This is a genomic window from Conexibacter sp. DBS9H8, assembly GCF_023330685.1.
GTDB lineage: Bacteria > Actinomycetota > Thermoleophilia > Solirubrobacterales > Solirubrobacteraceae > Palsa-465.
This window is the reverse complement of record NZ_CP097128.1, coordinates 2,457,074-2,483,314: the sequence shown is the minus strand read 5'-3', so window position 1 is coordinate 2,483,314 and position 26,241 is coordinate 2,457,074. Positions and strand designations below refer to the sequence as shown.

Below are 26,241 nucleotides of genomic sequence, written 5' to 3'. Positions count from 1 at the left end.
GCGCGCGGCGGGATGAGGCTGAGCCGGTGAGCGGCACGCCAACCGAGCCGGCACCCGTCTACCGGCGGGTGCTGCTCAAGCTGTCCGGTGAGGCTCTGATGGGCGAGATGAGCTACGGGACGGACCCGGTGCGCGTGCGGGAGATCGCCGCGGAGATCGCGACGGTCCACCGCCGCGGGGTCGAGGTCGCGATCGTCGTCGGCGGCGGCAACATCTACCGCGGGCTCGCCGCCGCCGCGGAGGGGATGGACCGCGCGAGCGGCGACTACATGGGCATGCTCGCGACGGTGCTCAACGCTCTCACCCTCCAGGACGCGCTCGAGAAGGCGAACGTCACCACCCGGGTCCAGTTGGCGATCCCGATCTCCGAGGTCGCCGAGCCCTATATCCGACGCCGGGCGGTCCGCCACCTGGAGAAGCACCGTGTCGTGATCTTCGGGGCGGGAACCGGCAACCCGTTCTTCACCACCGACACCGCCGCGGCGCTACGCGCCGCGGAGATCCACGCGGAGGTCGTGTTGATGGCCAAGCACGGGATCGAGGGTGTCTACAGCGCCGACCCTCGTAAGGATCCCGACGCCGAGTTCATTCCCGAGATCACGCACAAGGAGGCGCTCACCCGTGGCCTGGCGGTGATGGACTCGACGGCCTTCGCACTGTGTATGGACAATCAGCTGCCGATCGTCGTGTTCAACATGGCCGGCGGTGACAACATCGACCGGATCGTCTCCGGCGAACGAGTGGGAACCTTGGTGAGGACATGACCGACGATCTGGTGAGCGCCCTTCTCGACGACGCGCGTGAGCGCATGGCCAAGGCCGTGGAGGCGACCCGGCACGAGTTCAGCACCGTCCGCGCGGGACGGGCGAGCCCGAACCTGCTCGACCGGGTCAGCGTCGATTACTACGGCACCGCGACGCCGCTCAAGCAGCTCGCGACGATCAACGCGCCCGAGCCGCGGATGCTGACGATTCAGCCCTTTGACAAGGGGTCGATCAAGGCGATCGAACGGGGCATCCAGGAGTCCGACCTCGGTCTCACCCCGAACAACGACGGCTCGATGATCCGGCTGAACCTTCCCGAGCTCACCGAGGAGCGCCGCCGCGAGATGGTCAAGGTCGCCCGTCAGCTCGCAGAGGACGGCCGGGTGGCGATCCGCAACGTCCGCCGTGACGTGCTCCAGGACCTTCGCGAACTCAAGGAGGACGGTGAGGTCGGCGCCGACGACGAGCACCGGGCCGAAGGGGAGCTCCAGAAGGTGACCGACGCCCATGTCGGGGAGCTGGATGAGCTGTTGAAGGTCAAGGAAGCCGAGATCCTCGAGGTCTAGTGAGCGCCGTGCCCGCCGGGGAAGTCGGCACCGATCTGCCGGGCCCGCCCACGTCGGGCCCGGCCCCCGCCGCGGCGGGGGAGGGGAGCGACGAGCACCCCCGCTACGTCGCGATCATCACCGACGGCAACGGACGCTGGGCCCAGCAGCGTGGCCTGTCGGCTCTCCGTGGGCACGAGGCCGGGGCCGACACGGTCAAGGAGCGCCTCCGTGACGCGGTCCGGTTCGGGATCCGTGAGCTGACGCTGTACTCCTTCAGCACCGAGAACTGGGGCCGCTCGCGGGCGGAGGTGAGCGGCCTGATGCGTCTGTTCGCCCGACGGATCCGGATCGAGACACCCGAACTGAAGGACCAGGGCGTCCGCATGCGCTTCATCGGGCGACGGAGCAGCCCGGTTTCGACCCGCCTCGTTGAGATGATGGAGTGGGCAGAGGCCGAGACGGCCGCCAACGATCGGATCACCCTGTTCGTCGCCTTCAACTACGGCGGCCGGGCCGAGATCGTCGACGCCGCCCGGCGCTTCTCCGGTGACAGCGAGGAGGAGTTCCGGTCGCTCCTGTATGCGCCGGAGATGCATGACCCCGACCTGATCATCCGCACGAGCGGCGAGTTCCGGACCTCCAACTTCCTCATGTGGCAATCGGCCTACAGCGAGTTCATCTTCCGGGAGGAGTTGTGGCCGGACTTCACCCGGGAGGCGTTCGCGGACTCCCTCGCCGAGTACGCCCGTCGTCAACGCCGCTTCGGGGGGCGCTGAGCGTGTCCGCCGACCGCCGCCCGCCGGCCGGGGATCCGCGCCGGCGCGCCACGTCGAGCCGTCCCGTCGGCGCGAGCCGCCGCGGCGGTGCGGGCGGACGCGGCGCGCGCGGGACGTCGGCGGGCGCCCGGTCGGGCGGCTCGGACCTGTCGGCCCGGGTGATCGTCGCGATCCCCGCGGCACTTCTGGCGATCGGTTTCGTCGACCTCGGCGGGACCGGCTGGGCGCTGTTCATGGCCGTCTTCGGCGTGCTCGGGCTGACCGAGCTCTACCGGATGCTCGACCGCTGGCGGCCGGTCCCGTGGGTCGGCTACGTCGTCCTCGTCGGCATGTGCGCGGCCGCCCGGTTCGGCGGGCTTGTCGATGTGATCGGCGTGGCGATGCTCGCCCTCCCGCTGCTGCTCGTCGCCGTCGCGACCCGGCCGGCCGTCAAGGACGCGACGGTCGCGATCGCCGGGACGCTGCTCGGCGTCTTCTGGCTCGGGATGGCCTTCGCCCACGCGGTGCTGCTGCGCCAGCTCCCCCACGGCGGCGGGGTCGTCATCGACGTGCTCGTCGGCACGTTCTTCGGGGACATCGGGGCCTACTTCGGGGGTCGCGCCTTCGGCCACCGCCGGCTCGCGCCGGAGATCTCCCCGAACAAGACGGTCGAGGGGCTGATCATCGGGATGATCGTCGCGATCGTCGCCGTGTTCGTCGCCCACCTGTATCAGTCGACATGGATGACTCAGACCGAGGCGCTCGGGCTCGGGCTCGCGATCGCCCTGCTCGGACCGGTCGGGGATCTGTTCGAATCGCTCGTCAAGCGGGATGCCGGCGCCAAGGACGCGGGGCGGGTCTTCGGTGCCCACGGCGGGGTGCTCGACCGCCTCGACGCAGTCGCCTTCACCGTCATCGCCGGCTACTACCTCTGGGCGCTCGTCCCGCACTAGAGCAGATCACCGTCGGCTCCGCGGCCCCGAGCCCGCCACACGCCTGTGGCGTCGCGGTGGTCCACCGGGACCACCGCGACGGGCTCGCGCTGCCTACTATGGGCCGATGCCACGCCGTGTCGTGATCCTCGGTGCGACCGGTTCGGTCGGCCTTCAGGCCCTCGACGTGGTCGCCCGTTCAGACGGAGAGCTGACCATCTGTGGGCTTGCGGCGGGGACCGCATGGGAGCCGCTGCTCGAGCAGGCCCTCCGGCTCGGGGTGAGACGGATCGCCCTGGCCGACGCCGACGCCGCCGCGCGGGCAGCGGAGGCGTGGACCGACGGGGAGGTGCTCAGCGGCCCGGACGGGATCGTCGCTCTCATCACCGAGTCCGGCGCCGACCTCGTTCTCAACGCGATCGTCGGCGCCGCCGGGCTGCTGGCGAGCGTCGCCACCCTCGGGGAGGGGATCGACCTCGCGCTCGCCAACAAGGAGTCGCTCGTCGTCGGCGGTGAGCTGATCACCCAGCTCGCTGAGGCGACCGGGGCGCGGATCCTGCCCGTCGACTCCGAGCACGCCGCCCTTCATCAGCTGATCGCCGGGGAGCGGCCCGGAAGTGTCCTCAAGCTCATTCTCACCGCCTCCGGGGGTCCGTTCCGCGGGTTCTCTCCCGCCGCCCTCGCCGACGTCGAGGTCGCCGATGCGCTTGCGCACCCGACCTGGTCGATGGGCGCGAAGATCACGATCGACTCGGCGACCCTGATGAACAAGGGGCTCGAGGTGATCGAGGCTCACCACCTGTTCGGCACCCCCTATGAGGAGATCGACGTCGTCGTTCATCCCCAGTCGATCGTCCACAGCCTCGTCCAGCTCATCGACGGGGCGACGCTCGCCCACCTCGGCTACCCGGACATGCGGGTACCGATCGCCTACGCGCTGCACCACCCCGAGCGGGCCGAGCTGCCCGTCGCCCCCCTCGACCTCGCCACGCTCGGGAGCCTCACCTTCGAGGCCCCCGACGTGGAGGCGTTCCCCTGCCTCGCCCTGGCCCGGGCGGCCGGCCGTGCCGGCGGGACCGCCCCGTGTGTCCTCAATGCGGCCAACGAGGTCGCCGTCCACGCCTTCCTCACCGATCAGATCGCCTTCACCCGCATCCCCGAGGTGATCGAGACCGCGCTGGCGGCGCTCGGGGCCGGCGGCTGGGGGATGGTGCACAGCTTCGACATGCTCACCGCCGCCGACGCGGAAGCCCGGGCGGTGGCCGCTGAGGCGGTGCGCTCGGCCTCGGCGCGCTGACCTCACCGGCGTCCTAAGAGATTGCGAAGCGCTCGGGGAGCCGTGTCACACTCCTGACGATGGCGTTCGTCTGGGCATTGCTGGGCTTTGCGGCTCTGATCGTCCTCCATGAGGGCGGCCACTTCCTCGCCGCCAAGGCGGTCGGAATGCGCGTCGAGCGCTTCAGTCTGTTCTTCGGGCCGATGTGGCTGCGCCGCCGGGTGGGGGAGACCGAGTACGGGATCGCGAGCATCCCCCTCGGCGGGTACGTGAAGATCAGCGGCATGAACCCGGAGGAGGTGTACACGGGCGCGCTGGCGGAGCGGTACCCGGGCGGGGCGGCCGAGGACCCCCGTGCGTATGTCAACCAGCCGGTGTGGAAGCGGATCGTCGTGATCGCCGCCGGCCCGCTCGTCAACCTGATCGTCGCCTTTCTCATCTTCGCCGCCGTGCTCAACCTCAACGGTCTCTACGGCTCCGGAAAGGGGTACGTGGTCGGGCAGGTGGAGGCCTCAAGCCCGGCGGCCGGGCATCTGCGCCCCGGCGACCGGATCGTCTCCATCGACGGCTTCACCACTCCGGCCCGGTTCGAGCGGGCGATCGCCGCGAGCCGCTGTGCCGGCGGGGTGCGGACCGACGGCTGTGTCGCGACGACGCCGGTGGCGATGGTGGTCCTCCGTCACGGCCGGCGGATCGCCTTCAGCGTCCATCCGCGCTACAACGCGAGCGCCGGCCGGTTCCTGATCGGGTTCTCCTACGGGCCGCCGGTGATCCATGAGGCGGTGTCGCCCGGCCGGGCCGCCCACCTCAGCCTCGCCCAGATGGGCCATGAGATCGCGGCGACCTTCCACGCCCTCTCCCACCTCTATCAGGCCAAGGAGCGCCGCCAGCTCCACAGCGTCGCCGGGGTCTACGTCGCCGCCGAGCAGGCGACCTCCCAGGGCACGGCTGAGGGGGTGTGGGTGCTCGGCGGGATCTCCCTCGCGCTCGCGATCGTCAACCTGCTGCCGTTCCTGCCCCTTGACGGCGGTCACATCTTCTGGGCGCTGGTGGAGAAGGTGCGCCGCCGCAGGGTGTCGCTGGCGACGATGGAGCGGGCGAGCTGGGTCGGGCTCGCGCTCGTCCTCGGGCTGTTCGTGATCGGCTTCTCCAACGACATCTCCACCTTCATCCACGGCGGGAACTTCCTCTCCGGGCACTGAGCGTGCTGGTCGCCGTCACCGACCATGCCGTCAGCCGCTACCGCCAGCGGGTCCGCGGCAGCCTGGAGGAGCGCGCCGAGATCATCGCCCGGGTCCGGGCTGCCCATGCCGCCGGCCGGGTGGTGCCCGCGCCCCGCGGTGCGGTGGCCGTCCGTGACCTCCAGGACCGCGACCTCATCTTCATCTGCCGGCCCGGCCGGGATGAACTCGTCGTGATCACCCTGTGGGAGGAGGGGGACGGGCCGGCCGTTCCGCGGGCCTTCACGGACGCGCTCGCCCCGACCGACGCGACCGTCGAGCCGGGAGGTCGCGGCGGTGGCCGCGGCCGCTGAGAGGGATGCGGCTTCGTCGCTGCCGACGCGGAGCCGTGCCTGGAAGTGGTCGGCGGCGGCCGGCGCGGCGGCGATGCTCGCCTTCATCGCCGCGACGAACCGCTGGCTCGGCTGGGCGGCGAGTCTCCGCCTCGTCCAGGCCAATGACGAGCACGACTACCGCCGGATCGCCGCGGCCGCTCCGTCCCTGCCCCACGGCGGCATCCAGAACCAGCACGGTCAGCGGTTCGTCTTCCACTACCTGATCGGACTGATCGCCCGTGGACTCGGGACCGGCCTGCCGGGCACCTACACGGTGATCACCGTCCTCGTCGTGGTCGCCCTCGTCGGCGTGCTCGGCCTCCTCCTCACTCAGGTCGGCCTCAGCGGCCCGCAGTGGGCGCTCTGCCTCGCCGTGTTCGTGCTCAACACCTACAGCCTGCGCTACTACCTGATCGCTCGCGGGGAGGTGACCGACCTGATCTTCGACCTCGGACTCGCGCTGTCGCTGCTGGGCCTGTTCAGGCGCCGTTGGTGGGTGATCCTCGCCGGAACCGCCGTCGGGGCCCTCGCCCGCCAGACCGAGCTTCCCGCCGCGGTGATGGTCGGGGTCGCGCTGCTCGTCTGGCCCGGTTCGGGAGAGCTCACTGCAACACTCCGTTGGGGACGGGCGCTCGCGCCGGGGCTGCTCGCCCTCATCATCTACGTGCTCGAGGTGCGGGTCGCCCGCGGGTTCTCCTACAACACGACCCCGTCGCTGCTTCACTTCACCGTCCTCGCCGAGCTCGGCGCCCTGCCCCACAGCGCCGGCCTGCTGGCCCAGCACCTCCTGCGCAGCGTCAACGGGCTCGCGGCCGTCGGCGCGGTGCTGCTCGCCGGTCTGATCGTCGCCCGGGCCGAGATCGGGCTCGCGCGGCTCGGGGCGGTGTTCTGGGCAACGCTCGGGGTCGCCCTCGCCGTCGCCGCCCAGCCGCTCGCTCTCAGTGCCCGCTACGCCGAGCACAACGAGACGCGGCTGTCCGTGCTCGGGCTCGGCGCGCTCGTCTGCGCCGCCGCGGTGCTGTGGCACCGGCTCGACCCGGGCGGGCGGCGCCTGCGTCCGGGGGAGGCGGCCGTGGTGGTGGGAGTGCTTGGGGTCGGCTCCCTGCACCACCTGTACACGGTGATCGGGACCGCCGACGCCGTGCAGACCGTCGTGCTGCAGGCGGTGGCGGCGCTCATCGTCTTCGGTATCGTCCTCCGCGCGCTGCACCGGACCGGCCCGGCAGCGAACCAGCCGGGACCGGACCGCGGCGGTGACCGCCGGGCTGTCGTTGCCCCCCGTGGCGCTGGTAGGGCGACAGAGCTGTGACAACGGGGCGGGAGCCTGATGAGCCGGGAGAGGTGTGAGCGTGAGTGAGGAGCTCGAGTACGACGTCGACGGCCCGGTCGCCCGGCTGACCCTCAACCGACCCGAGCGGGGCAACGGACTCACGAATTCGCTGATCGCCGCGATCGCCGATGCGGTCGAACGGGCCGACCTCGACCCGACCGTCCGCGTCCTCGCTCTCGCCGGGAACGGCAAGGGGTTCTGCGGCGGATATGATCTCGTCGCGAGCGCCGAGTCGATGCGGGAGGGCGGCTACGGTGACGCGGACGCACCGGCCGGGTCACCGACGAGCCCTGCCGTCCAGGCGGCCAACCACGATCCGTCCCGGCCGTGGGATCCGATGGTCGACTACGCCGGCATGTCCCGCAACGTGCGGGCGTTCATGACTCTCTTTCATTGCAGCAAGCCCGTCATCTGCAAGGTGCACGGCTTCTGCGTCGCCGGGGGGACCGACCTCGCGTTGTGCTCGGATCTGCTCGTGATCGAGGCGACGGCGAAGATCGGTTATCCGCCCGCGCGGGTGTGGGGGTCTCCAACGACAGCGATGTGGGCCCATCGGCTTGGGCCGATGCGGGCCAAGCGTCTGCTGTTCACGGGGGACTGCCTGTCTGGGGCTGAGGCGCTGGAGTGGGGGCTGGCGACCGAGGCGCCGGCCGCCGGCGAGCTCGATGCGCGGACGGAATGGCTGCTCGGTCGGATCGCCCAGATGCCGCTCAATCAGTTGCAGATGATGAAGCTGCTCGTCAACACCGAGACCGTCAACCACGGGCTTGCCGTCTCCCAGACGCTGGGGACGATCCTGGATGGGATCACCCGCCACACGCCGGAGGGGTACGCGTTTGCCCGGCGTGCCGCGGAGGCGGGCTTCCGTCAGGCGGTGAGCGAACGGGACGGGCCCTTCGGGGAGGGGGCCCGCGTCGTTCCCGGGTGATCGGCTGAGCCTCCGGCGATCCTGCCGACCGCGCGGCATGACAGGGCTGCTCGGTCGGCCTCGCGCTCGGCGGGGCCTCAGCGGGCGGCCCGAAGCGAGCGCCACAGCAGCTCCATCGGGTGGAGAACCTCGACCGGACGGCCGACCGCGCGGGCGTGAGTGGCGATCTGGGCGCTGCAGTTCGGGCTTGGGCTGAGCACCATCTCCGGCTCCCCGGCGAGGAGCTGCTCGACCTTGCGCGCCCCGAGGGTCGCGGCGGTGACGGGCTCGAGGAAGCGGTGGACCCCGGCCGCCCCGCAGCAGATGGCGGCCTCCGCGCCCGGCTCGAGCAGTGTCAGCTCGGGGATGCCGGCAAGCAGCGCACGTGGCTGGGCCCGGATCCCCTGGCCGTGCGCGAGCTCGCACGCGTCGTGATAGACGGCGCGTATGGGGAGCGGCCCTCGGGGCGCTCGGGCGTCGATGTCGGCGAGGAACTCGCTGATGTCCCGGACGAGCCCGGAGAACTCCCAGGCGGCGGACGTGCCCAGGCGCCCTCCGTAGTCCTTCATCGCCGCACTGCACCCGCCGGCGTTGACGATCACCGCGTCCAGCGCACCCACCCCCGAGAAGGCGGCGATCGTCGCCCGGGCGCGGGCGAGGCCCAGCTCGACCTCACCCGCACTCAGTTCAAGGGCTCCGCAGCAGTCGGGCAGGCGGGGGGCGATCACGTCGTAGCCCTCGGCGGCGAGCACGGCCATGCTCGCCCGGTGCACGTCGGCGAAGAAGACGCGCTGGAGGCAGCCGAGCAGCAGACCGACCTGCCCGCGCCGGCGCCCGAGGGCCGGGGTGAAGGTCGGTAGCGGTGGGGCGGACGCCGCCGCGGGGGGCGGCTCTGGAAGTCCGCGGCTGAGCGCACCGACCGGGTCGGGCAGCCGGTCACGGACACGGGAGCGCCGGGCGGCCCGGAGGGTGGACCCGAGCGCCTCAAGTCGACTCGGATAGGGGAGCGTCTCCCACAGCAACAGCCGCAGCACGCGTTGCGGGGGAGAGCGTGGATGCTGGGCCTCGACGGCTGGCCGGGCGGCGGCGAGGATCCGGTCATAAGCGACGCCGGTCGGACAGGCACTCACACAACTGAGGCACCCGACGCAGCGGTCAAGGTGGACGGCGGTCTCGGCGCTCAGCCGGCCGTTGTCACGGGCGGCATCCGCGACCTGGGTGATCCGCCCCCGCGGCGAGTCGGCCTCCTCCCCCCAGAGCAGGTAGGTCGGGCACGCCTCGAGGCAGAGTCCGCAGTGAACGCAGTCGCTGAGGGCGTCGCCGAGCGCCGCGGTCCAGCTGTCGTCCAGCGGTGGGTCGGGGAGGCCCATCGCTTTAGATCCCCCCGACGAACAGCCCAGGGTTGCAGATCCCGTCGGGGTCCAGGCGCGCCTTGAGCGCGCGCATCAGCCTGAGGGCGGCGGCTGAGGTCCCGCGCCAGAGCTCGTCAGGGCCTCCGAGACTGACGCCGGCCGGGCGGTCACGCAGCTCGGCGACCGCTCCGGCCGGCCAACCGGCCGCAAGTACGGGCAGCCTCGCGGGGTCGAGTTCGAGGTAGGCGATCCCGCGGGCGGCCCGACCGACGACGGTCGCGTCGGCCCGGTCCGCCAGGGTGAGCAGGTCGCCCATCCGTGGCGCGGGCAGGCTCACCCACACGAGCGCTCTGCCACTCGAGCGCTGGCCGAGGCGCTGGCGCTCCCAGAGCGCGGTATCCGCCTCACTCACCTCAGGGTCGGAGAGGCCCGCGTCAGCCATCACAGCAGCGGCGCGGCCCGCCTGCTCTCGGGCGTTCACGCCGGCGCACTGGGCGAGCAGCCCGCCGCGCCCGGTCCGCCAGGCGAGATCGAGGGCTCGGAGCCCCAGCGCAGACCGGTCAAGCGCAGTGGCCGCGGCGACGAGCCGGTCGGGGTCGGTCGCGACCGCCGTCGCGGTCGCGGTGCGCTCGGGGACCGGAGTGAGGGTGAGGGTGAGCGAGAGGATCACCCCGAGTGTGCCGTAGCTGCCACAGAACAGACGGTGCAGTCCCGGAGTGGTGTTGTTCTCGTGCCGGTCCTCGCCGACAGAGAGGATCGTCCCGTCCGCGAGGGCGGCGGTGAGCGCGCGCACCTGGGCTTGGGCGGGTCCGTAGCGATGGCTGAGCGGGCCACAGTCCCCGGTCGCGAGGATCCCACCGAGGGTCGCCCGGTCAGCGGCCGGGGGGTCGAGGGCGACGGTGAGGCCGCCCGGCGCAAGGGAGCGCTGCAGGTCGCCGAGGCGGACACCGGCGTCGACGGTGACCGTCCGGGCGAGCGGGTCGACCGCACCGATCCGGGTCAGCCCGCCGGTGGCGAGCAGGGCCTGGCCGTCGTGGCGGCGTGCGGTGCCCCAGCGCCCCTTCGTTCCCGCGCCGGCGATCCGCAGCGGGCGGCCCGCCGCCGCGGCGGCCCGCAGCACCTCCACGAGCTCCGCGGCGGTCGCTGGGGTCACCGGGGTCGCTGGGGTCACCGGGGTCACCGGGACGGCGCTAGCACTCGGCCGTGGCGGGCGGTCCTCGGGCGCCGGTCGCGCCGGCGCCGCTGTGGCGTCGCTCGAGAAGGCTTCCTGGAGAGCGCGGAGAACGCGGAACTTCCCGGCGGACGCGTCGCCGTCGATCGTCCCGCCGTCGATCGTCGCGGCGAGCGAGCGGCCGGCCTCCCCGATCGCGGCGGACAGCGCACGGGCCCGGGCCACACCGGAAGCGGTCGGCTCGTGGCTGATGACCGCGCGCACGCTCCCGTCGCCGCCCCGAACCTGCAAGGAGACGGGGAGTCGGTGGGATCGGGTGAGACGGCCGATCCGCTCGAGCAGCGCGGGCAGTCGGGAGGGTCCGACGGTGAGCTGGGAACCAGTGACGGCGGGGCTCACACGCCGCAACACGGCCGGCAGCGTCGCGTGGGCGTCCCACAGGGCTCGGCGTTCGATCCCATCAGCGGCGATCTGGATGTCCTGGGCCTGCTCGCGTGCACACAGCCGCGCGGTCGTCTCGAGCGCGAGCAGCGTGTCGGCGGGCGCGCCGTCGAGCTCGAGAAGCAGGACCGCGCCGGCGTCGTCGCGCCACGGTGCCGCCCCGGCGCGGGCCAGCGCGGTCAGGGCGATGCTGTCGATCACCTCCATCGCCGTCGGCGTGACCCCCGCGCGGAGGACCGTGCCGGAGGCGGCGACGGCCTCGGCGAGCGTCGTGAAGCTTGCGCTGAGCGTCCGGGTGCTGGCTGGCGCCGACGCGATCCGAAGATCGAGGGAGACGACGATTCCGAGCGTCCCGGCCGACCCACCGAGCCCGCCAATGAGGTCGTAGCCGGGCTCGTCCCTCCGCAGGGTGATCAGACCCCCGTTCGTGAGGGCGAGCTCGACCCCGAGCACGTGGTCGGCCACCGTGCCGTGGACGGGACCGGTGGGCCCGCGCGCGTCGGTCGCGAGAGCGCCCCCGACGGTCCCCACGGGCCGACCGTGCCGTCCCGGCCAGAAGACGTGCCCGGGGGCGACCGCCTCACACACCGCGCGCGCGCTCACCCCCGGCTGAACTCGAACCTCACCGCGGGTCCGGTCGATGGCGAGGATTCGCCGCATTCGGGTGAGCACGATCAGCACCCCGCCCTCCGTGGCGGCCGCCGCGGAGTGGGGCGCCGCCGCGGTGAGTGCCGTGCCGGCCCCTCTGACCGCCCACGGGGTTTCGGTCTCCGCACAGGCGGTGAGGACAGCCGTCACCTCCGCAGCCGAGCTGGGGGCCACGACGGCCCCCGGCGTCACCTCGTCCGCGTCCGCGTCGAAAAAGCCGGCGGCGGTCGGCCGGTAGACCCCGCGGGTCGTGGCGTCGGCGGCGACGTGGGCAGGCCCGCAGATCTCGCCGAGGCGCCTGAGCACAGCAGGAGGCACCACCACGTCTCTGATGCCCGGACTCACGGCGGGTTAGCTTAAAGCGTGCGCGACGATTTGCTCGGAAGCCGCCCGCGGGAGATCATGATGGCGGCCGCCGGACTGGAGAGAGGGGCGGACGGAGATCGTCGTCGATCCGGTGCCCCGGCCCTCGTCCAACTCCCGCCGCGATGGAGCCTCGCTCGGGATCGCCTCAACGAACGGCGACGCCGACGGGCCGGCTGAACAGGGTCTGCCCGGAGATGATCGGCAGCGTGCCGCGCGGCACCTGCCACTGCGCCTCGAGGGTGCCGGAGGCGGGGAAGGGCACCCACGCGTCGTAGTAGCCCTCGGCGCGCAGCGGCAAGGTGGTGAGGAGGCTGAAGGTGCGCGCGCCGCGGGGGCGGAACAGCAGCCGCACCCGCGGTGGCGGTCCACCGAGGTTTGCGTCGAGCAGAAACACCGACGGCCGCACGTCCCCCCACACCTGCAGGGATTGACCGGCACGGCCGGCGACCGTGCGGGGCAGGTAGATCGGCATCCGGAAGGCGCTGTAGTCGGCCTTGGCGAAGCCGTCGTAGTTGATCAGCCCGCTGGCGAAGCCGCCGTAGTTGTTGGCGGCGAGCGCGGGCTCGGCGTCCCGCAGCAGGTACTGGTCAAAGGACTTGATCCGCGGGTTGCGCCACTGCAGGTACTCAGCCCAGTTGTCGTAGTAAGCCGCGCGGGCGGGGCTCGGCCATGGCGGCTGGCCCTTGCCGGCACGGTGGGGCGGATTGGTCTGGTAGCCGTACTCGGTGTCCCAGATCGGCAGCTGACGGTGGACGCCGTAGGCACCGAGCAGGCGGTTGAGGCCCTCGCTGAGCACGCCGATCGTCGCCAGTGACGTGTCCTGGGTGTTCTCCAGCGCCCACCCGCGCAGCTTCGGGATATCAAGCTCCTGGTTGGGCGCGAACCACTCGTCGTATGGGTGGTCTGAGACACCGCTGTTGTCGAACAGGGCCGGGTTGTCGGCGACGAACCGGCGTGATCCGGCGGCGGTCGCCGGGCACCCCCGGAGGGCGGCGGCCACCCCGGTGAGCGGCCGGTAGGTGGACGTGAGGCAGTACAGGTTCTGGAGGAAGACGAGCGGCGTCATCCCGTTGAAGTCGCCGAACGCGTTCGGTGCGGTCAGCTCCGACCGCGGGGCGAGCTCACCGATGATGATCGTGTCCGTCGGCGTGCGATGGCCGCTGGCGCCCAGGCCCTTCCAGGCAGCGTCGACGAGCTCGCGGTACATGCGCGGGCTGTCCTCGACGCCGGGATGTCCCGGCAGCGCCTGGGGGGCGAGGCTCGGGCCGTAGTTGGGTTCGTTCCAGATCGACCAGAAGCTCACCCGGGGGAGGTCGGCCGGGTTCCCGGGGTCGAGCCGGTTTGTGAGCGGGTTCCAGTTGCCGCTGTAGCGTTCCCCGGCCGCCTGGGCGAAGTACCCGAACTGCACCGCGTTGGGTTCCCACTGCCAGTGCGGGTATCCCTTGACCTTGCGGGGCTGGCCGGGGCCGGTCGCCCAGCGCGGCGCACCGGGCGCGAGGTCAAGATCGACGGTGATCCCGAGCCGCTGGGCGGCGAGGATCACCGCGTCATAGGGCGCCCACGCCCCCGCACCGTACGCCGCCGGATCGGTGGCGTTGAAGCGGGGCCGGGTCCACGAACTGGTGGCGGGGGCGACCGCCGCCCACGGGAGGTCAAAACGCAGCGTCGTCACCCCGAGAGCCCGAGCCTCCGTGAGGGTGCCGACCGGGTTGCTGAGCACCAGCGGGTCGTCCTCGAGGATCGTCACCTGCGTCTGGTCCGCTCGCGCAGAGGGGGCGGCGAGCCCTGACAGCAGGAGCAGTCCCACCGCCCACAGGAGGGCGAGGGCGAGCGCGCGGGAGCGGAGGAGACGCACCCCGGCCGGTACGCGCGCGCTCATCCGACGACCACCGCCTGGCTCCGGCTCGTGATCGCTCCGTGGCCCGGGTCGAAGCTGAGTCGCAGCACGCCGCTGGCCCCGATCCGGACGGTGGTGTCGAAGTAGCAGCCCGCCCGTCCGTTCACGGTGAGCGTCTTCAGGGTCCTGAACCCGCCGCCGGTGGGCGCGTACTGGATCGCCACCCGTCCGCTGGTGCCCGGAGCGGTGTCAAGCGGACGCACGCACCCCCAGACGGGCAGGGTCCCGGGGCGCGCCAGCCTCGTCCGCGTGAGCCACAGCGGCAGCTCGAAGGCGGCGTAGATGTCCGGCTTGGGTTGGCCGTCGGCGAACTCGAGGCCGGTGTCGAAGGTGGAACCTGACGCGGCCGCCGGGTCGGTCAGCAGATACTGGTCATAGGAGGCGATCCGGGGGTCGCTCCAGCTGAGGTACTCGGTCCAGTTCATGTAGCGGGCGATCGTCGCCGGTGCGAGCGCGTCGTAATGGGCGGGCGGGTCACTGAAGTATCCGTACTCGGTGTTGTAGATCGGCAGGCGCGGGTCGGCGCCCCACGCTGCCGCGGCGCGGTCGAGGGCCCGGGCGAGGTCGGGCAGGCGGGCGAAGTCGGCGAAGTTCGCCCCGTCAGCGCCGGCCCTCTGCGGGACGGTCGGGGGCACGACGTAATCGTAGGGATGGTCGGCCCATCCGCTGGCGTCGAACAACGCCGGATTGTCGGCCCGGAACTGGCCCCCGCTCATCCCGGCCGGGCACCCCTCCGCGGCCGCCGCGGCGCCGGTGAGCGGCCGGTAGGCGCTCGAGACGCAGTAGAGGTCGCGGAGGAACTGCAGCGGCGGTGTCATGTTGTCGATGCCGGGGTCAAGTTCCCCCACCGGCGCGGTCTCGCCGACGAGGATCGTGTCGCTTCCCGGCGTGTGCCCGCTGGACCGCAGGCCGGCCCACCCGGCTGCGAGCAGGCGCCGGTACTGGGGGGCGGCCGTGTCGACGATCAGGGTGCCCGCTCCCTGGAGCCGCGACTGCGGGGCGAGGTCGGGTCCGTAATTCGGCTCGTTCCACAGCGACCAGAAGCTCACCCGGGGTAGCGGGGTGCTCGCACCCGGCGCGATGAAGTGTCCGGAGTAGCGGGTCCCGAGCGCGTGCACGAACGCTCCGTAGGCGGCGGGGACGGGCTCCCACTGGGCACAGCGGCCACAGCCGTGGCGTCCGAGCAGCGGGTGAGCGCCCCGGGCCCAGCGGGGCGGCGGGCCGGTGACGGTGAGGAACAGGCGGACGCCGGCGGCTGCGGCCTCCCGGTCCAACGCGTCGAGGAACGTGAAGTCATAGCCCGGGCTGGCCGGGTTGTCGGCGGCGAACCCGGCGGGGGGGGAGGGGCTGTGGGGATCGGTCACATAGCCGCTCCAGAGGACGTTGAAGCGTACGACCTGCACGCCGAGGCTGCGGGCGGCGCTGAACAGCACCGGGGCGTTCGTGTAGAGGAGGCCGTCGGATTCCATGATCGACAGCGGTCGGCGCCCGCTGCCGTGGCCCGCCGGTCGGCTCGCGGTTGCCACGCGGGCCGGTTGGCCGGCTCCGCAGCCGGCGAGCAGGGCGGCGCCGGCGAGCGCGACGGCGATGAGGATGGGGCGGATACGGGGATGGGGTGGGCGCACGAATTGCTTTCAACGTCTTCCCGCCCCGGAAGTTGTGCACTCTAAAGTACCGGCGCGATGTCACGCCCTCGCGTCCTGGCGCTCCTGCTCGTCCTCACCGCGGCGTCCCTGCTGTGGGCCCCCGCTGCGGGCGCAGGGACATTGTCGCCGATCGCCGACTGTCAAGCTCACGGGGGCGTGCTCACCGTGAACTACAGCACCCGGGAGCTCCAGCGGGCGCTCTCAGAGATGTCGGTGTCGGTGCGCGAATACACCACCTGTTACACGGCGATCTCCGATGAGCTCAACCTTCGGCTCGGGCATGCCGTCAAGCCGATCGGAGACAGCGCCAGCAAGACGAGCTCGGGGTCGGGCGGCTCGGGGACGGCGGTGCTCGTCGTCATCCTCGCCGCCGTCGTGCTCGCCGGCGGCTCCAGCGCCGCCTGGGCCGCCCATCGGCGCCGCGGCCGCTGAGGCGAGCCGCCGCTCCCCGGAGGACGCCTGCATACCGGGGTCCGGGGCGGAGCCCACACGGGAGCCCCGCCCCGGACCGTCTCAACGGACGCTGATCGCCTGGGCGCGGCTGAACAGCGTCGTACGTCCCGTCCGGTAGGCGAGCCGCACGGACCCCGATCCGGTGAAGTGCACGAAGGTGCTGAAGTAGCCGGCCGGGCCGGACACGCGGAGCGTGCGCACCGTCCGGTAGCCGCCCTTCGTTCCCTTGAACTGGATCTCGACGACCGGGGCGATGTGGTAGGCGCCGGCGTTGAACGCCGCCGGGCGCACCCCGCCCCAGATCTTCAGGTTTGCCGGGTGGGCGACGGAGGTCGTCGGCATGAACAGCGGCATCTCATAGGCGTCGTAGGTCAGCCGTGGCGCCCCGCTGTTGGTGAGCAGCCCGTCGGTCCATCCGCCGCTGATCGGGTCATAGAGCTGGTACTGGGCGATGCTCATCAGGCGCGGGTTCATGTAGGAGATGTACTCGGCCCAGTTGAGGTACAGAGCGGCCGTGCTGAGGCTGAGATCGCAGTTGGATGGGGCCGCGCCACGGCACGGATTGTGGCCGGGGGGCGCGGTCCAGTAGCCGTACTCGGTGTTCCAGATCGGCAGTTTGCGACCGGAGCCGTACGTGTGCTGAGAACGGTCGAGGATCGTTGTCAGGTGGGCGAGCTCACCGAGGTCGGTCCACAGTGGATCGCCCTTCTTGGTCCGCGGGTTCTCACAGAAGGTCCAGCCGTGGTGGAGGCAGTCGTAGGTGGGCACGTCAGGGGCGGTGCCCTGTGCGTAGGGGTGGTCGGCAAATCCGGAGGCGTCGAACAGCGCCGGGTTGGCGCGCCGGAACGCGGTCGGGTTCGCTCCACAGCCGTTGCTTGCGGCGACCCTGCCGGTGAGCCGGCGTCCCGCCGTCGTCTCGCAGTAGAGCGAGGCGATGAACTGGACCGGCTTGATCCCGGCACCGTTGCCGCTGCGGGGCCCGGCGATGCCGCGCGGAGCGACCTCACCGAACAGGATCGTGTCCGGGCCGGGCCGGTGACCGGTTGCCTCCAGGCCGCTCCAGGCGGCCCCGAGCAGACCGCGGTAGAGGTCGGCGGCGACGTAGGTCGAGCCGACGGTCTGGGGGGCGAGGTTCGGGATGTAGTTGGGCTCGTTCCAGATCGACCACCAGCGCACCGCCGGCAGTCCCGGCACCCGGCCGCTGTAGCGGGCGCCGAGCGCCGCCATGAAGGTCCGGAAGGCCGCGTCGGAGGGGCGCAGTGTGCCCTGGACGTTGCCGCTCGCCCACCGGGGGGCGGGGGCGGTGACCATGAAGCCAAGCTTGATCCCGACCTTCGCCGCGTCCTGGTCGATCTGATCGAGCTGGCCGAACTCCGGATAGTAGATCGCCGGGTTCGTCGCGCCGGCGGGGGCTCGGGTGGCGTTCGGGTCGGGGGAGACGTACTTCCAGTAGACGGCGTATTTGACCATCGTCACGCCCATCGAGCGCATCTTCGCGAGCGCGGCGAGCGGGTGGGCGTTGATCGCGTTGTTGTCCTGCATGATCGTCACGAGGCGGGGATTCGCCAGCGCCTTCGGCACGGCGAGCGCGCACACCGCGGCGACCAGTGCGAGGGTGACGGGGAGTGTCTTTCTCAGGGGCATCACTACAAGGAACCAGATCGCCGAGAGGAAAGTTGCGCATTTGCCGTGACCAGTCCCGGTGAAGGGCTGGAGGCACACGCGCGACGGGCCCGGCGAATGGCTCGGCGGGCTCTAGACTTTCCCCCGATGGCCTCAGAACGCCAAATCCATGTCGGTGGAGTGCCGATCGGCGGCGGTGCCCCCGTCGTCGTTCAGACGATGACCAAGACCGAGACGGCCGACATCGCCGCGACGCTCGCCCAGATCCGCCGGGTCGCCGAGGCGGGAGCGGACGTCGTCCGCTGCGCGGTCCCGCGCGAGAAGGACGTCGACGCGCTCGCGACGATCGTCGCCCAGTCGCCGATCCCGGTGATCGCCGACATCCACTTCAACCACACGCTCGCGCTCAAGGCAATCGACGCCGGCGCCCATTGCATCCGACTCAACCCGGGCAACATCGGCGGGCCCGACAAGGTCGCGGAGGTCGTCGCCAAGGCGAAGCTCGCCGGCGTGCCGATTCGGGTCGGCGTCAACTCCGGCTCGCTGCCGGAGAACCTGCGCGAGCTCGAGTTCACCAACCCGGTCGAGGCGCTCGTCGCCGCCGCGCTGCAGTTCGTCGAGCTGATGGAGAGCCTCGAGTTCGACAACTTCAAGGTGTCGATGAAATCGACGAGCGTGCCGAACACGATCGCTTCGAACCGGCTGCTCGCCGAGAAGATCCCTTATCCGCTGCACCTCGGCATCACCGAGGCGGGCACCAAGTGGTCAGGCTCGATCAAGTCCGCCGTCGGTCTCGGCACGCTGCTCGCCGACGGGATCGGTGACACGATCCGCATCTCGCTGTCGACCTTCCACGCCGAGGAGGAGGTCAAGGTCGCCTGGGAGATCCTCAAGGCGCTGCGACTGCGGCGCCGTGGCCCGGATCTCATCGCCTGCCCGACCTGTGGGCGCCTGCAGTTCGACATGGACACCGTCGTCGCCGAGGTCGAACGCCGCCTCGAGGCCTACGAGGACCCGATCGAAGTGTCGGTGCTCGGGTGTGCGGTCAACGGGATCGGCGAGGCGCGGCACGCGGACTTCGGCATCACCGGGGCCAAGGACGCCGGCATGATCTACGCCAAGGGGCAGCCGCTGAAGAAGGTGCCGACCGACCGGCTTGTCGATGAGCTGTTTGCCGAGATCGACCGCTACTACGCGGCCGGGAAGCGGGTGCTCGTGGATGAGCGGGCCTCAGCGGAGGCGGCCCGGTGGCTGTCGGAGAACGAGGACGACACGGCGGTCACCCCCGAGCGCCTCGCCGCCGCCGAGCGGGCGGCCGCCGAGACGGAGGCCGCCCAGGCGGCTGCGGCCCGCGAGGCCGAGTCACCGGTCGCCGGCCGGCGTTTTCAACGCCCCGGGGCGACGGCCGGCGGGGACGCCGCCGGGGCCGCCGAGCCCGCGGCCGCCTGACGCGGCGAGGCCGGTCCGGCGGAGGCCGCGGAGGGCTCCCGCCGGGACCGGCACGCTCCGCGGTTAGGCGACCTTGGTGTAGCGGTCGGCGACCGTCGACCAGTTGATCACGTTGAAGATCGCCTCGAGGTAGTCGGGGCGGCGGTTCTGGTACTTGAGGTAGTAGGCGTGCTCCCACACGTCGATGCCGAGCAGCGGCGTCTGGCCGTCGGAGATCGGGTTGTCCTGGTTCGGGGTGGAGACGATCGCCAGACCGGAGCCGTTGTGCACGAGCCAGGCCCAGCCGGAGCCGAAGCGGCCTGCGCCTGCCGCCTTGATCTGGGTCTTGAACTCCGCGAAGGAGCCGAAGGTCGCGGTGATCGCCTCACCGAGGGCACCGTCGGGCTCGCCGCCGCCGTCCCCGGCGAGTGACTCCCAGAACAGGGAGTGGTTGTAGTGGCCGCCGGCGTTGTTGCGGACCGGGCCCTGCTTGTCGGCCGGAAGCTCGCCGAGCTTGGTCAGCAGTTCCTCGACCGGCATGTCCGCCCAGGCGGTGCCCTCCAGCGCCGCGTTCGCGTTTGTCACGTACGCCTGGTGGTGCTTGTCGTGGTGGATCTCCATCGTCTGGGCGTCGATGTGGGGCTCGAGGGCGCCGGCGTCGTAGGGAAGCGGCGGAACGGTGAAGGCCATGCGGTTCTCCTTGGTCGAGGGTCTCTCTCAGCCTTTTATCAGAGCGCTTGCGGCGGGCGCCGTGGGCTTTTGGCTCCACGGCGTCCGTGCGACGGCACCGCGGGTACGCTTGGCTCCTTCATGACGCGCCTCTCTCACTATCTTCTCCCCACCGAACGTGAGGCCCCGGCGGATGCCGAGGCTGTGAGCCACAAGCTGATGGTCCGGGCCGGGCTCGTGCGCCAGGTCGGCGCGGGCCTGTGGACCTGGTTGCCGGCCGGATGGCGGGTCCATCAGAAGATCGTCGCGATCATCCGCGAGGAGATGGACGCGATCGGCGGCCAGGAGCTGCTGATGCCGCTGCTTCAGCCCGCCGACGCGTGGCGGCGGACGGGTCGCTACGGGGTCGATGAGCTGTTTAAGCTGCGGGACCGTAAAGAGGCAGAGATGGTGTTGGCGATGACCCATGAGGAGGCGGTGACCACGCACGCGGCGGGGATGATCCGCTCATACCGCGACCTCCCCCAGACCGTCTACCAGTTCCAGGTCAAAGAGCGTGATGAGGCGCGGCCCCGAGCGGGCGTGCTGCGGACCCGCGAGTTCGTGATGAAGGATTCCTACAGCTTCGATCGGGACGCCCAGGGGCTCGACCTCAGCTATGACCGTCACGCTGAGGCGTACGCGAAGATCTTCGACCGCTGCGGCATCGTCTGGTACCGGGCGCTCGCTGACGTCGGGCTGATGTACGGCCGCGAATCCGGGGAGTACATGGCCCCGTGCGCGGCCGGTGAGAACGACGTCGTCATCGGCCCGAACGGCTATGTCGCCAACCTCGAGGTCGCCAGTGCCGACGCGGTGCGCGTTGAGCTGCCGCCGGCTCTGCCCGAGCCCGAAGCGGTGTCGACACCTGACACCGACACGATCGAGTCGCTCGCCGCCTTTCTCACACTGCCCGCCGCCGCGCTGACCAAGGCGTTTCCGGTCGTCAAGCAGCTCGCCGACGGGTCCGAGGAGCTCGTCCTCATCCTCCTGCGCGGCGACCACCGCGTCAATGACGTCAAGCTGCGGCGTTTCTTCGGCTCCCCGTTCCGTCAGGCGACCGCCGCAGAGATCGCCGACCGGATCGGTCCTCCCGGATACCTCGGGCCGGTCGGGATGCGCGACCCGGGGGTGCGGGTCGTGCTTGATGCGGCGATCGTGGCCGCCCCCGGCGGCTACGTCGCCGGGGCCAACCGGGCCGACACGCACCTGCGCGGTGTCCAGGCCGGCCGCGACTTCACCTACGAGCTCGCCGACCTGCGGGAGGTCACCGCCGCCGACACGATCGGCGGCGAACCGATCCGCATCGAGCCGGCGATCGAGGTCGGCAACATCTTCAAGCTCGACGACTACTACTCGGCCAAGCTCGGGGCGAACTACCTGGACGCCAACGGGGTGAGCCGCCCCGTATTCATGGGCTCCTACGGCATCGGGCCCGCCCGGGTCGCGGCCGCCGCGGTCGAGCAGTTCGCTGACACGGCCGGGATCAGCTGGCCGCGGGCGATCGCCCCCTTTGACGTCCACCTCGTCAGCCTCGGCAAGCCCGGGTCGCCCGAGCGGGAGCTCGCCGACGACCTCTACGAACGGCTGGCCGGGCTCCGGCTCGACGTCATCTACGACGACCGGGACGCCGGCGCGGGGGAGAAGTTCGCCGATGCCGAGCTGCTCGGCTGTCCGCTGCGCGTCACCGTCAGCCGCCGCGGCCTTGCCGCCGGCGAGCTCGAGGTTCAGCGGCGCCGCGGGGCGGAGATGACGACGGTTCCGATCGATGGGGCGGCGGAGGCGGTGGCGGCGCTGTGGCGGACCCTCCCCTGAACGACCGCCGGGGCCGGCGCCGGCGCGGGGACCGCGGCCGCGGCGGCAAGGGGGGCGGGCGCGGGCGTCCCAACGAGCGGGTCTCCGACGCGGTCGATCGAGCCAATGAGCGGGTGGCCGAAGCGGTCGACCGCGCGAACGAGCGCGTCTCCGGGGCCGTCGATCGGGCAAACGAGCGGGTGGCCGACGCGAAGGCGCGCGCGCGGGAGCTCCGGGCCCGTACGAAGGCGCGACTGTTCGGCCTCGACCGGTCCGGACCGCCGCCCGCCCCGACCCAGGCCGGCCAGCCGCTCAACCCGTGGACGCTGCCCAACGCGATCGGTTATGTCCGGCTCGCCCTCATCCCGGTGTTCCTCGCCGTCGCGTTCTCGAGCCCACACGGGCGCGCGACCGCCGCTGTGCTGCTGTTCGCGGTCATCGGCTGGACCGACTACCTCGACGGTTTCGTCGCCCGGCTCACCGGTCAGTTCAGTCGGCTCGGGGCGTTGCTGGACCCGATCGTCGACCGTTGCCTCGTCATCTCCGGGATGGCCGTTGCCTGGCGCTTTGCCCTGTTGCCGCGGGTCGCCCTGGCGATTGTGATCGCCCGTGAGGTGTTCATGCTCGCGCTCTCCCGGTTCGCCCTCCACCACAAGGTCGACATCAAGATCAACTGGTTCGGCCGTCTGGCGGTCGCGCCGATCCTCGGCGCGCCGTTCTTCGCGATGGCGGGGGTGCACACCGTCGCCGTTGTGCTTCTCCTGGTCGGGATGGCGCTGTCGCTCACCGCCACCGGCGCCTACGTTCGCGTCGGCCTCGAGCACCGCCGCCGGACCCGTCTCGCTGGACCCTCAAGCTGAGCTTGACCCTCAGCGGGGGACGGGTATACTCCCGTCGGAGGAGCCCTTCCTCACACCCGACCCGAAGATACGGGGGATTTGCGGCGCATGGACACGTTCCCGGACCTCGGCTTACTGAACGATCAGGAGCTCAAGGACCTCATCAGCGAGCTGACGGCGGAGGAGACCGAGATATCCTACCGGCGCCGGATCCTTCACGGCAAGATCGACATCCTCCGCGCGGAGCTCGTCAACCGGCTGCGTAAGCGGGAGGAGGGCGGTGAGCTCGTCATCTCCGGCGCTGACGTGGACCGGCTCACCGACATTCTCACGGGCCGCGTCCCGACCCGATCCTCCGAGGACCTGTAGGCCCCGAGGGCGTCCCGGTGGCCCTGCACTGTCCAGAGTGCGGCTTTGCCAACTCCGACGGGGCGAACTACTGCGCCCGCTGCGGGGCATTTCTCGCTGGGGCGACGCCCGGTTCGACCGGGGTGACGACGGCGAGCTTCCGGATCTCCGGTGACGGCACCGTCCTCGAGTCTCTCCCTGTCACGGCCCGCGGCCCGGGGGCGAGCCTGGTCATCCGCGCCGGCGGCGGCCGCGCCGGTGAGTCCTTCGATCTCGGGGCCGAGCGGATCACTGTCGGCCGGCGGCCCGACAGCGACGTGTTTCTCGACGACGTCACCGTCTCCCGAGACCATGCCGTGATCGTCCGGCGCGGAGCCGCCTTCTACCTCGATGACTGTGGGTCGCTCAACGGTACGTACGTCAATCGGCGGCGGATCGAGTCCCACCGGCTCAGCGACGGCGACGAGCTCCAGGTCGGCAAATACAAGCTCGCGTTCCTGCAGCGCTGATCTGATGGCGAGCCTCGACCACCAGCCCCTCGACGGTGACCGCGCGGCCGAGCCGGCCCTGGCCGGCGCGCTCGAGGTCCCGGCTGAGCTGCACCGCCGCTCCCAGAAGGCGGCCACCATCGGAGCGGTCTGCAAGGCCCTTGAGCAGGAGTTTCCCGACATCTCGATCTCCAAGATCCGCTACCTCGAGGATCAGAAGCTGCTGGCCCCCCGTCGCACCCAGGGCGGCTACCGCCTCTACAGCCAGGCTGACATCCAGCGTCTGCGGACGATCCTGCGCCTCCAGCGCGACGAGTTTCTGCCTCTGCGCGTCATTCGTCAGGAGCTGGCGGGCGGCCGCACCGACCGTGAGGTGGCGGCCGGGCCCGTGGCGGAGACCCGTCCGGTCCGGCGGGGGGCGATCAGCACGAGCGCGAGCGGCGCTCTCTACTCGCTCGACGACGTCGTTGAGGACACCGGCGCGGAGGCGTCCCTCGTCGCCGAGCTCGTCGACTTCGGCGTGATCAAGGGGGAGCTGCGCGCCGGTCAGCGCTACTTTGACGACACCGAACGCGAGATCGTCCGCGCGGTATCGGAGCTCGCCCGCTACGGGGTGGGCGGCCGCAACCTGCGGGTGTTCCGCAGCTCCGCCGACCGTGAGGCGGCCCTGCTGCAGTCGATCCTCGCCCCGGCGCTGAGGTCCCGCAACCCTGAGCGACGCAAGGAGGCGATCGAGACGCTGGAGAACCTCGCCTCGGTCACCACCCACCTCAAGCACCTCCTGCTCATTCGTGACCTGCGCCGGATCACCGGCTGAGGCGCGCCGCCGGTGATCGAGGAAGGTGGTGGGCGGAATGGATGATGCTCCCGGCGAACTTGACCTGCGCCGCTACGTCCGGGACATCCCGGACTTCCCGACCCCCGGGATCGTCTTTCGCGACATCACCCCGCTGCTGCTTAACCCCGACGCCCTCGACGGCGCTGTCTCACGCCTGGCCCGGTACGCACGTCCTCATGCCGTCGACCTCGTCGTCGCGGCGGAGGCGCGCGGATTCATGCTCGGCGGCGCCCTCGCCCGGGCCCTCGGGGCCGGCTTCGTGCCGGCCCGCAAGCGCGGCAAGCTGCCGTCGGCGACGGTGATGGCCGAGTACGCCCTCGAGTATGGAGTTGACGCCCTGGAGATGCACGCGGACGCGCTCGCCGGCGGGGCCCGCGTGCTCATTCACGACGACCTGCTCGCAACCGGCGGTACGGCGCTCGCGCTCGCTGAGCTGGTCCAGCAGCTCGGCGCCGAGGTCGTCGGCTGCGCCTTCCTCGTCGAGCTGACCGCCCTCGGCGGCCGCGCCGCGCTCGGCGCCTTTGACGTGCACGCCCTGATCGCCTACGACTAGGCCCGGCCGGTGGCGACAATCGTTCGCAGCGGCTTGGTGGCCGCCCCACCCGAGGCGGTCTGGGAACTGATCGCCGACGCCCGTAGCCTGCCGCGCTGGTGGCCGCAGGTGTCCCGGGTCGAGGGGGTGCTCCCGACCGGCTTCACCCAGGTGCTGGTCAGTCCGCGCGGCCGCCCGGTCCGTCTCGACCTGTTCTACACGACGGTGGAGGAGCCGGTTCGGCTCGGTTGGGCGCTCGACATCAGCGGCGGCCAGTTCGATCGGTTCATGGCCGAGTGGCACACCGACTTCGAGCTCGAGCCGGCGTCCGGCGGCACCCGTGTGCAGATCAGCGAGCGCCAGAGTTTTCGCGGGAGCTACAAGACCGGCACCCTGCTCCAGCGCCGCGCCTCCGGTAAGCGCCTCGACGCCGCGCTCGCCGGCCTGATCGCCGTGTTCTGAACGCCCACGCGGGTGCCGGCGGCCCGCTCACTCGGCGAAGGCGCCCTCGAGGACGATCGTGCCCGGCTTGGTCGGATGCTGACCGGTCTCGAGGGTGAGCAGCAGCTGGGTGTACTTGGCCGCGTTCGCCGGGAGAGCGACCTCCGCCTCGAGGAACCCCTTGGTCGCGCCGCTGGCGGCGACCTTGTGGCCGTAGAAGCCGAGGAAGTCCCCCTGCCCGCTGGCGGGGTCATAGAGCCAGACGCCGTAGGCGTTGGTGGTGTTTGCCGCCAGTCCGCGGGCGACGAGGACGAGCCCGAGCCGGCCGGAGGCGCGCACGACGTCGGCGGCGCCCTGGACGCCCTTGGCGCTCGTCGGTGAGCTGAGAATGATCTTCTTCAACGCGGTGACCGATGTCGAGGTGCCGCTCGGCGTGGCGGTGCGCCCATTCGGACTCGCCGTCTGGGTCCCCGACCCGTCGTGGGCGGCGGTGTGGGTCCCGGAGCTGGTGGATCCGCCGCTCGTGGTGAGGATCACGACGACGACGACGATCACGAGCGCGATCAGGCCGAGCAGGATCGCGCCGCCCCGGCGCGAACTCGCCGGCGTGGGGGAGCCGGAGCTCTCCGCGTCTACGGCTGACTCGTCGCCGGCGAAGTCGAAGTCGACGTCGACCCCTCGCCCGCCGCGACTGGCTCCGGGGGCCGCCTCCGCCCGGACACGCGGCTTCTCCGCGTCCGGGCCCGGGGTGCCAGTTCCGGCAGGGCCGGCGGGCGCTGGCGCGGGCGAGGCAGTCCGGCCCGGCGCGGGGATCTCCGGAAGGCCGTTGGCCGCCAGCGGCGCGATCTCTGCGGCGATCACACGCGCCCAGCCTCGCTCGGACGGGTTGGTGGCGAGCGAGCCCCGGACGCTCGCGGCGACTTTGCCGGGGAGTTGGCCGAGCAGGTAGTCGGTGATCAGCGCCCGCTTGAGCGGGTCAAGCGTCGTCTCGGGCCCGAGCGCGTCACAGCCCTCAAGGGCACGCTGGCGGACGGCGGCCCGGTCGATCGAGAGGAGCGCGGCGATCTCATCGAAGGAGCGGCCACGCTGAAGGACCAGTGACAGAACGGCCTTCTGGTCGGAGGGCAAACTGTCAAGAGAAGCCATAAGGTGTGCAAGCGT

The 26,241-nt window shown here is 71.5% G+C and carries 25 protein-coding genes; 18 read left to right on the top strand and 7 right to left on the bottom strand.

Features of this window, described 5'->3' with window-relative positions; genetic code table 11:
* Positions 1–26: 26 nt before the first annotated feature.
* From pyrH to M3M55_RS11780, 9 genes are all read left to right on the top strand, one after another.
* Positions 27–764 carry a UMP kinase gene (pyrH, locus tag M3M55_RS11820; RefSeq protein ID WP_249009705.1) on the top strand — a complete coding sequence of 246 codons (738 nt, stop codon included), beginning with the start codon at positions 27–29 and terminating at the stop codon, positions 762–764.
* The gene (gene frr / locus M3M55_RS11815) at positions 761–1,330 is read left to right on the top strand and encodes a ribosome recycling factor (protein ID WP_249009704.1); all 570 of its coding nucleotides are present in this window, start codon (positions 761–763) and stop codon (positions 1,328–1,330) included. The genes pyrH and frr overlap by 4 nt, the downstream gene beginning before the upstream one ends.
* The gene (gene uppS, locus M3M55_RS11810; protein ID WP_249009703.1) at positions 1,330–2,088 is read left to right on the top strand and encodes a polyprenyl diphosphate synthase; all 759 of its coding nucleotides are present in this window, start codon (positions 1,330–1,332) and stop codon (positions 2,086–2,088) included. Before frr ends, uppS begins: the two co-directional genes overlap by 1 nt.
* Before the next feature lie 2 nt (positions 2,089–2,090).
* The gene (locus M3M55_RS11805) at positions 2,091–3,020 is read left to right on the top strand and encodes a phosphatidate cytidylyltransferase (RefSeq protein WP_249009702.1); all 930 of its coding nucleotides are present in this window, start codon (positions 2,091–2,093) and stop codon (positions 3,018–3,020) included.
* A 106-nt stretch (positions 3,021–3,126) separates the two neighbouring features.
* The gene (gene dxr, locus M3M55_RS11800) at positions 3,127–4,296 is read left to right on the top strand and encodes a 1-deoxy-D-xylulose-5-phosphate reductoisomerase (RefSeq protein ID WP_249009701.1); all 1,170 of its coding nucleotides are present in this window, start codon (positions 3,127–3,129) and stop codon (positions 4,294–4,296) included.
* Positions 4,297–4,355: 59 nt separating this feature from the next.
* Positions 4,356–5,477, top strand: a complete 1,122-nt coding sequence (locus tag M3M55_RS11795) for an RIP metalloprotease (RefSeq protein ID WP_249009700.1) — start codon at positions 4,356–4,358, stop codon at positions 5,475–5,477.
* A gap of 2 nt (positions 5,478–5,479) precedes the next feature.
* Positions 5,480–5,809 carry a hypothetical protein gene (locus M3M55_RS11790; RefSeq protein WP_249009699.1) on the top strand — a complete coding sequence of 110 codons (330 nt, stop codon included), beginning with the start codon at positions 5,480–5,482 and terminating at the stop codon, positions 5,807–5,809.
* Positions 5,793–7,139, top strand: coding sequence for a hypothetical protein (locus M3M55_RS11785; protein ID WP_249009698.1), 1,347 nt, complete (start codon positions 5,793–5,795; stop codon positions 7,137–7,139). Before M3M55_RS11790 ends, M3M55_RS11785 begins: the two co-directional genes overlap by 17 nt.
* 40 nt (positions 7,140–7,179) lie before the next feature.
* The gene (locus M3M55_RS11780; protein ID WP_249009697.1) at positions 7,180–8,088 is read left to right on the top strand and encodes a crotonase/enoyl-CoA hydratase family protein; all 909 of its coding nucleotides are present in this window, start codon (positions 7,180–7,182) and stop codon (positions 8,086–8,088) included.
* A gap of 77 nt (positions 8,089–8,165) precedes the next feature.
* Here the strand turns inward: M3M55_RS11780 and M3M55_RS11775 are convergent, their stop codons facing one another.
* From M3M55_RS11775 to M3M55_RS11760, 4 genes are all read right to left on the bottom strand, one after another.
* Positions 8,166–9,437, bottom strand: a complete 1,272-nt coding sequence (locus M3M55_RS11775; protein WP_249009696.1) for a (Fe-S)-binding protein — start codon at positions 9,435–9,437, stop codon at positions 8,166–8,168.
* 4 nt (positions 9,438–9,441) lie between these two features.
* Entirely contained in the window at positions 9,442–12,000 is a 2,559-nt protein-coding gene (locus M3M55_RS11770) for an FAD-binding oxidoreductase (protein WP_249009695.1), read from the bottom strand.
* Positions 12,001–12,190: 190 nt separating this feature from the next.
* Complete coding sequence (locus tag M3M55_RS11765; protein ID WP_249009694.1) at positions 12,191–13,924, bottom strand: hypothetical protein; 1,734 nt, start codon at positions 13,922–13,924, stop codon at positions 12,191–12,193.
* A complete protein-coding gene (locus M3M55_RS11760) occupies positions 13,921–15,567 on the bottom strand; it encodes a hypothetical protein (RefSeq protein WP_249009693.1) in 1,647 nt (548 codons plus the stop codon). Before M3M55_RS11760 ends, M3M55_RS11765 begins: the two co-directional genes overlap by 4 nt.
* 57 nt (positions 15,568–15,624) lie before the next feature.
* On the opposite strand from M3M55_RS11760, the gene M3M55_RS11755 reads away from it, so the two are divergent.
* The gene (locus M3M55_RS11755) at positions 15,625–16,020 is read left to right on the top strand and encodes a hypothetical protein (RefSeq protein WP_249009692.1); all 396 of its coding nucleotides are present in this window, start codon (positions 15,625–15,627) and stop codon (positions 16,018–16,020) included.
* Between the two features lie 81 nt (positions 16,021–16,101).
* Here the strand turns inward: M3M55_RS11755 and M3M55_RS11750 are convergent, their stop codons facing one another.
* Positions 16,102–17,685 (bottom strand): hypothetical protein, encoded by a 1,584-nt coding sequence (locus M3M55_RS11750; RefSeq protein ID WP_249009691.1) that lies wholly within the window; start codon positions 17,683–17,685, stop codon positions 16,102–16,104.
* A 126-nt stretch (positions 17,686–17,811) separates the two neighbouring features.
* Between M3M55_RS11750 and ispG the strand changes: the two genes are divergently transcribed.
* Complete coding sequence (ispG, locus tag M3M55_RS11745) at positions 17,812–19,113, top strand: flavodoxin-dependent (E)-4-hydroxy-3-methylbut-2-enyl-diphosphate synthase (RefSeq protein WP_249009690.1); 1,302 nt, start codon at positions 17,812–17,814, stop codon at positions 19,111–19,113.
* A 63-nt stretch (positions 19,114–19,176) separates the two neighbouring features.
* On the opposite strand, the gene M3M55_RS11740 is transcribed toward ispG, so the two are convergent.
* On the bottom strand, positions 19,177–19,782 hold the full coding sequence (locus M3M55_RS11740; protein WP_249009689.1) for a superoxide dismutase: 606 nt from the start codon (positions 19,780–19,782) through the stop codon (positions 19,177–19,179).
* A gap of 120 nt (positions 19,783–19,902) precedes the next feature.
* Here M3M55_RS11740 and M3M55_RS11735 point away from each other — a divergent pair, with 120 nt between their 5' ends.
* From M3M55_RS11735 to M3M55_RS11705, 7 genes are all read left to right on the top strand, one after another.
* Positions 19,903–21,615 (top strand): proline--tRNA ligase, encoded by a 1,713-nt coding sequence (locus M3M55_RS11735; RefSeq protein ID WP_249009688.1) that lies wholly within the window; start codon positions 19,903–19,905, stop codon positions 21,613–21,615.
* On the top strand, positions 21,597–22,454 hold the full coding sequence (locus M3M55_RS11730; RefSeq protein WP_249009687.1) for a CDP-alcohol phosphatidyltransferase family protein: 858 nt from the start codon (positions 21,597–21,599) through the stop codon (positions 22,452–22,454). The genes M3M55_RS11735 and M3M55_RS11730 overlap by 19 nt, the downstream gene beginning before the upstream one ends.
* A gap of 87 nt (positions 22,455–22,541) precedes the next feature.
* The gene (locus M3M55_RS11725; RefSeq protein WP_249009686.1) at positions 22,542–22,802 is read left to right on the top strand and encodes a hypothetical protein; all 261 of its coding nucleotides are present in this window, start codon (positions 22,542–22,544) and stop codon (positions 22,800–22,802) included.
* Positions 22,803–22,819: 17 nt separating this feature from the next.
* Positions 22,820–23,290, top strand: a complete 471-nt coding sequence (locus tag M3M55_RS11720) for an FHA domain-containing protein (protein WP_249009685.1) — start codon at positions 22,820–22,822, stop codon at positions 23,288–23,290.
* A 4-nt stretch (positions 23,291–23,294) separates the two neighbouring features.
* Positions 23,295–24,086 carry a MerR family transcriptional regulator gene (locus M3M55_RS11715; protein ID WP_249009684.1) on the top strand — a complete coding sequence of 264 codons (792 nt, stop codon included), beginning with the start codon at positions 23,295–23,297 and terminating at the stop codon, positions 24,084–24,086.
* Between the two features lie 37 nt (positions 24,087–24,123).
* Positions 24,124–24,660 (top strand): adenine phosphoribosyltransferase, encoded by a 537-nt coding sequence (locus tag M3M55_RS11710; RefSeq protein WP_249009683.1) that lies wholly within the window; start codon positions 24,124–24,126, stop codon positions 24,658–24,660.
* A gap of 9 nt (positions 24,661–24,669) precedes the next feature.
* Positions 24,670–25,101 (top strand): SRPBCC domain-containing protein, encoded by a 432-nt coding sequence (locus M3M55_RS11705; RefSeq protein ID WP_249009682.1) that lies wholly within the window; start codon positions 24,670–24,672, stop codon positions 25,099–25,101.
* Positions 25,102–25,128: 27 nt separating this feature from the next.
* Here the strand turns inward: M3M55_RS11705 and M3M55_RS11700 are convergent, their stop codons facing one another.
* On the bottom strand, positions 25,129–26,226 hold the full coding sequence (locus tag M3M55_RS11700) for a sigma factor-like helix-turn-helix DNA-binding protein (protein WP_249009681.1): 1,098 nt from the start codon (positions 26,224–26,226) through the stop codon (positions 25,129–25,131).
* Positions 26,227–26,241 lie beyond the last annotated feature (15 nt).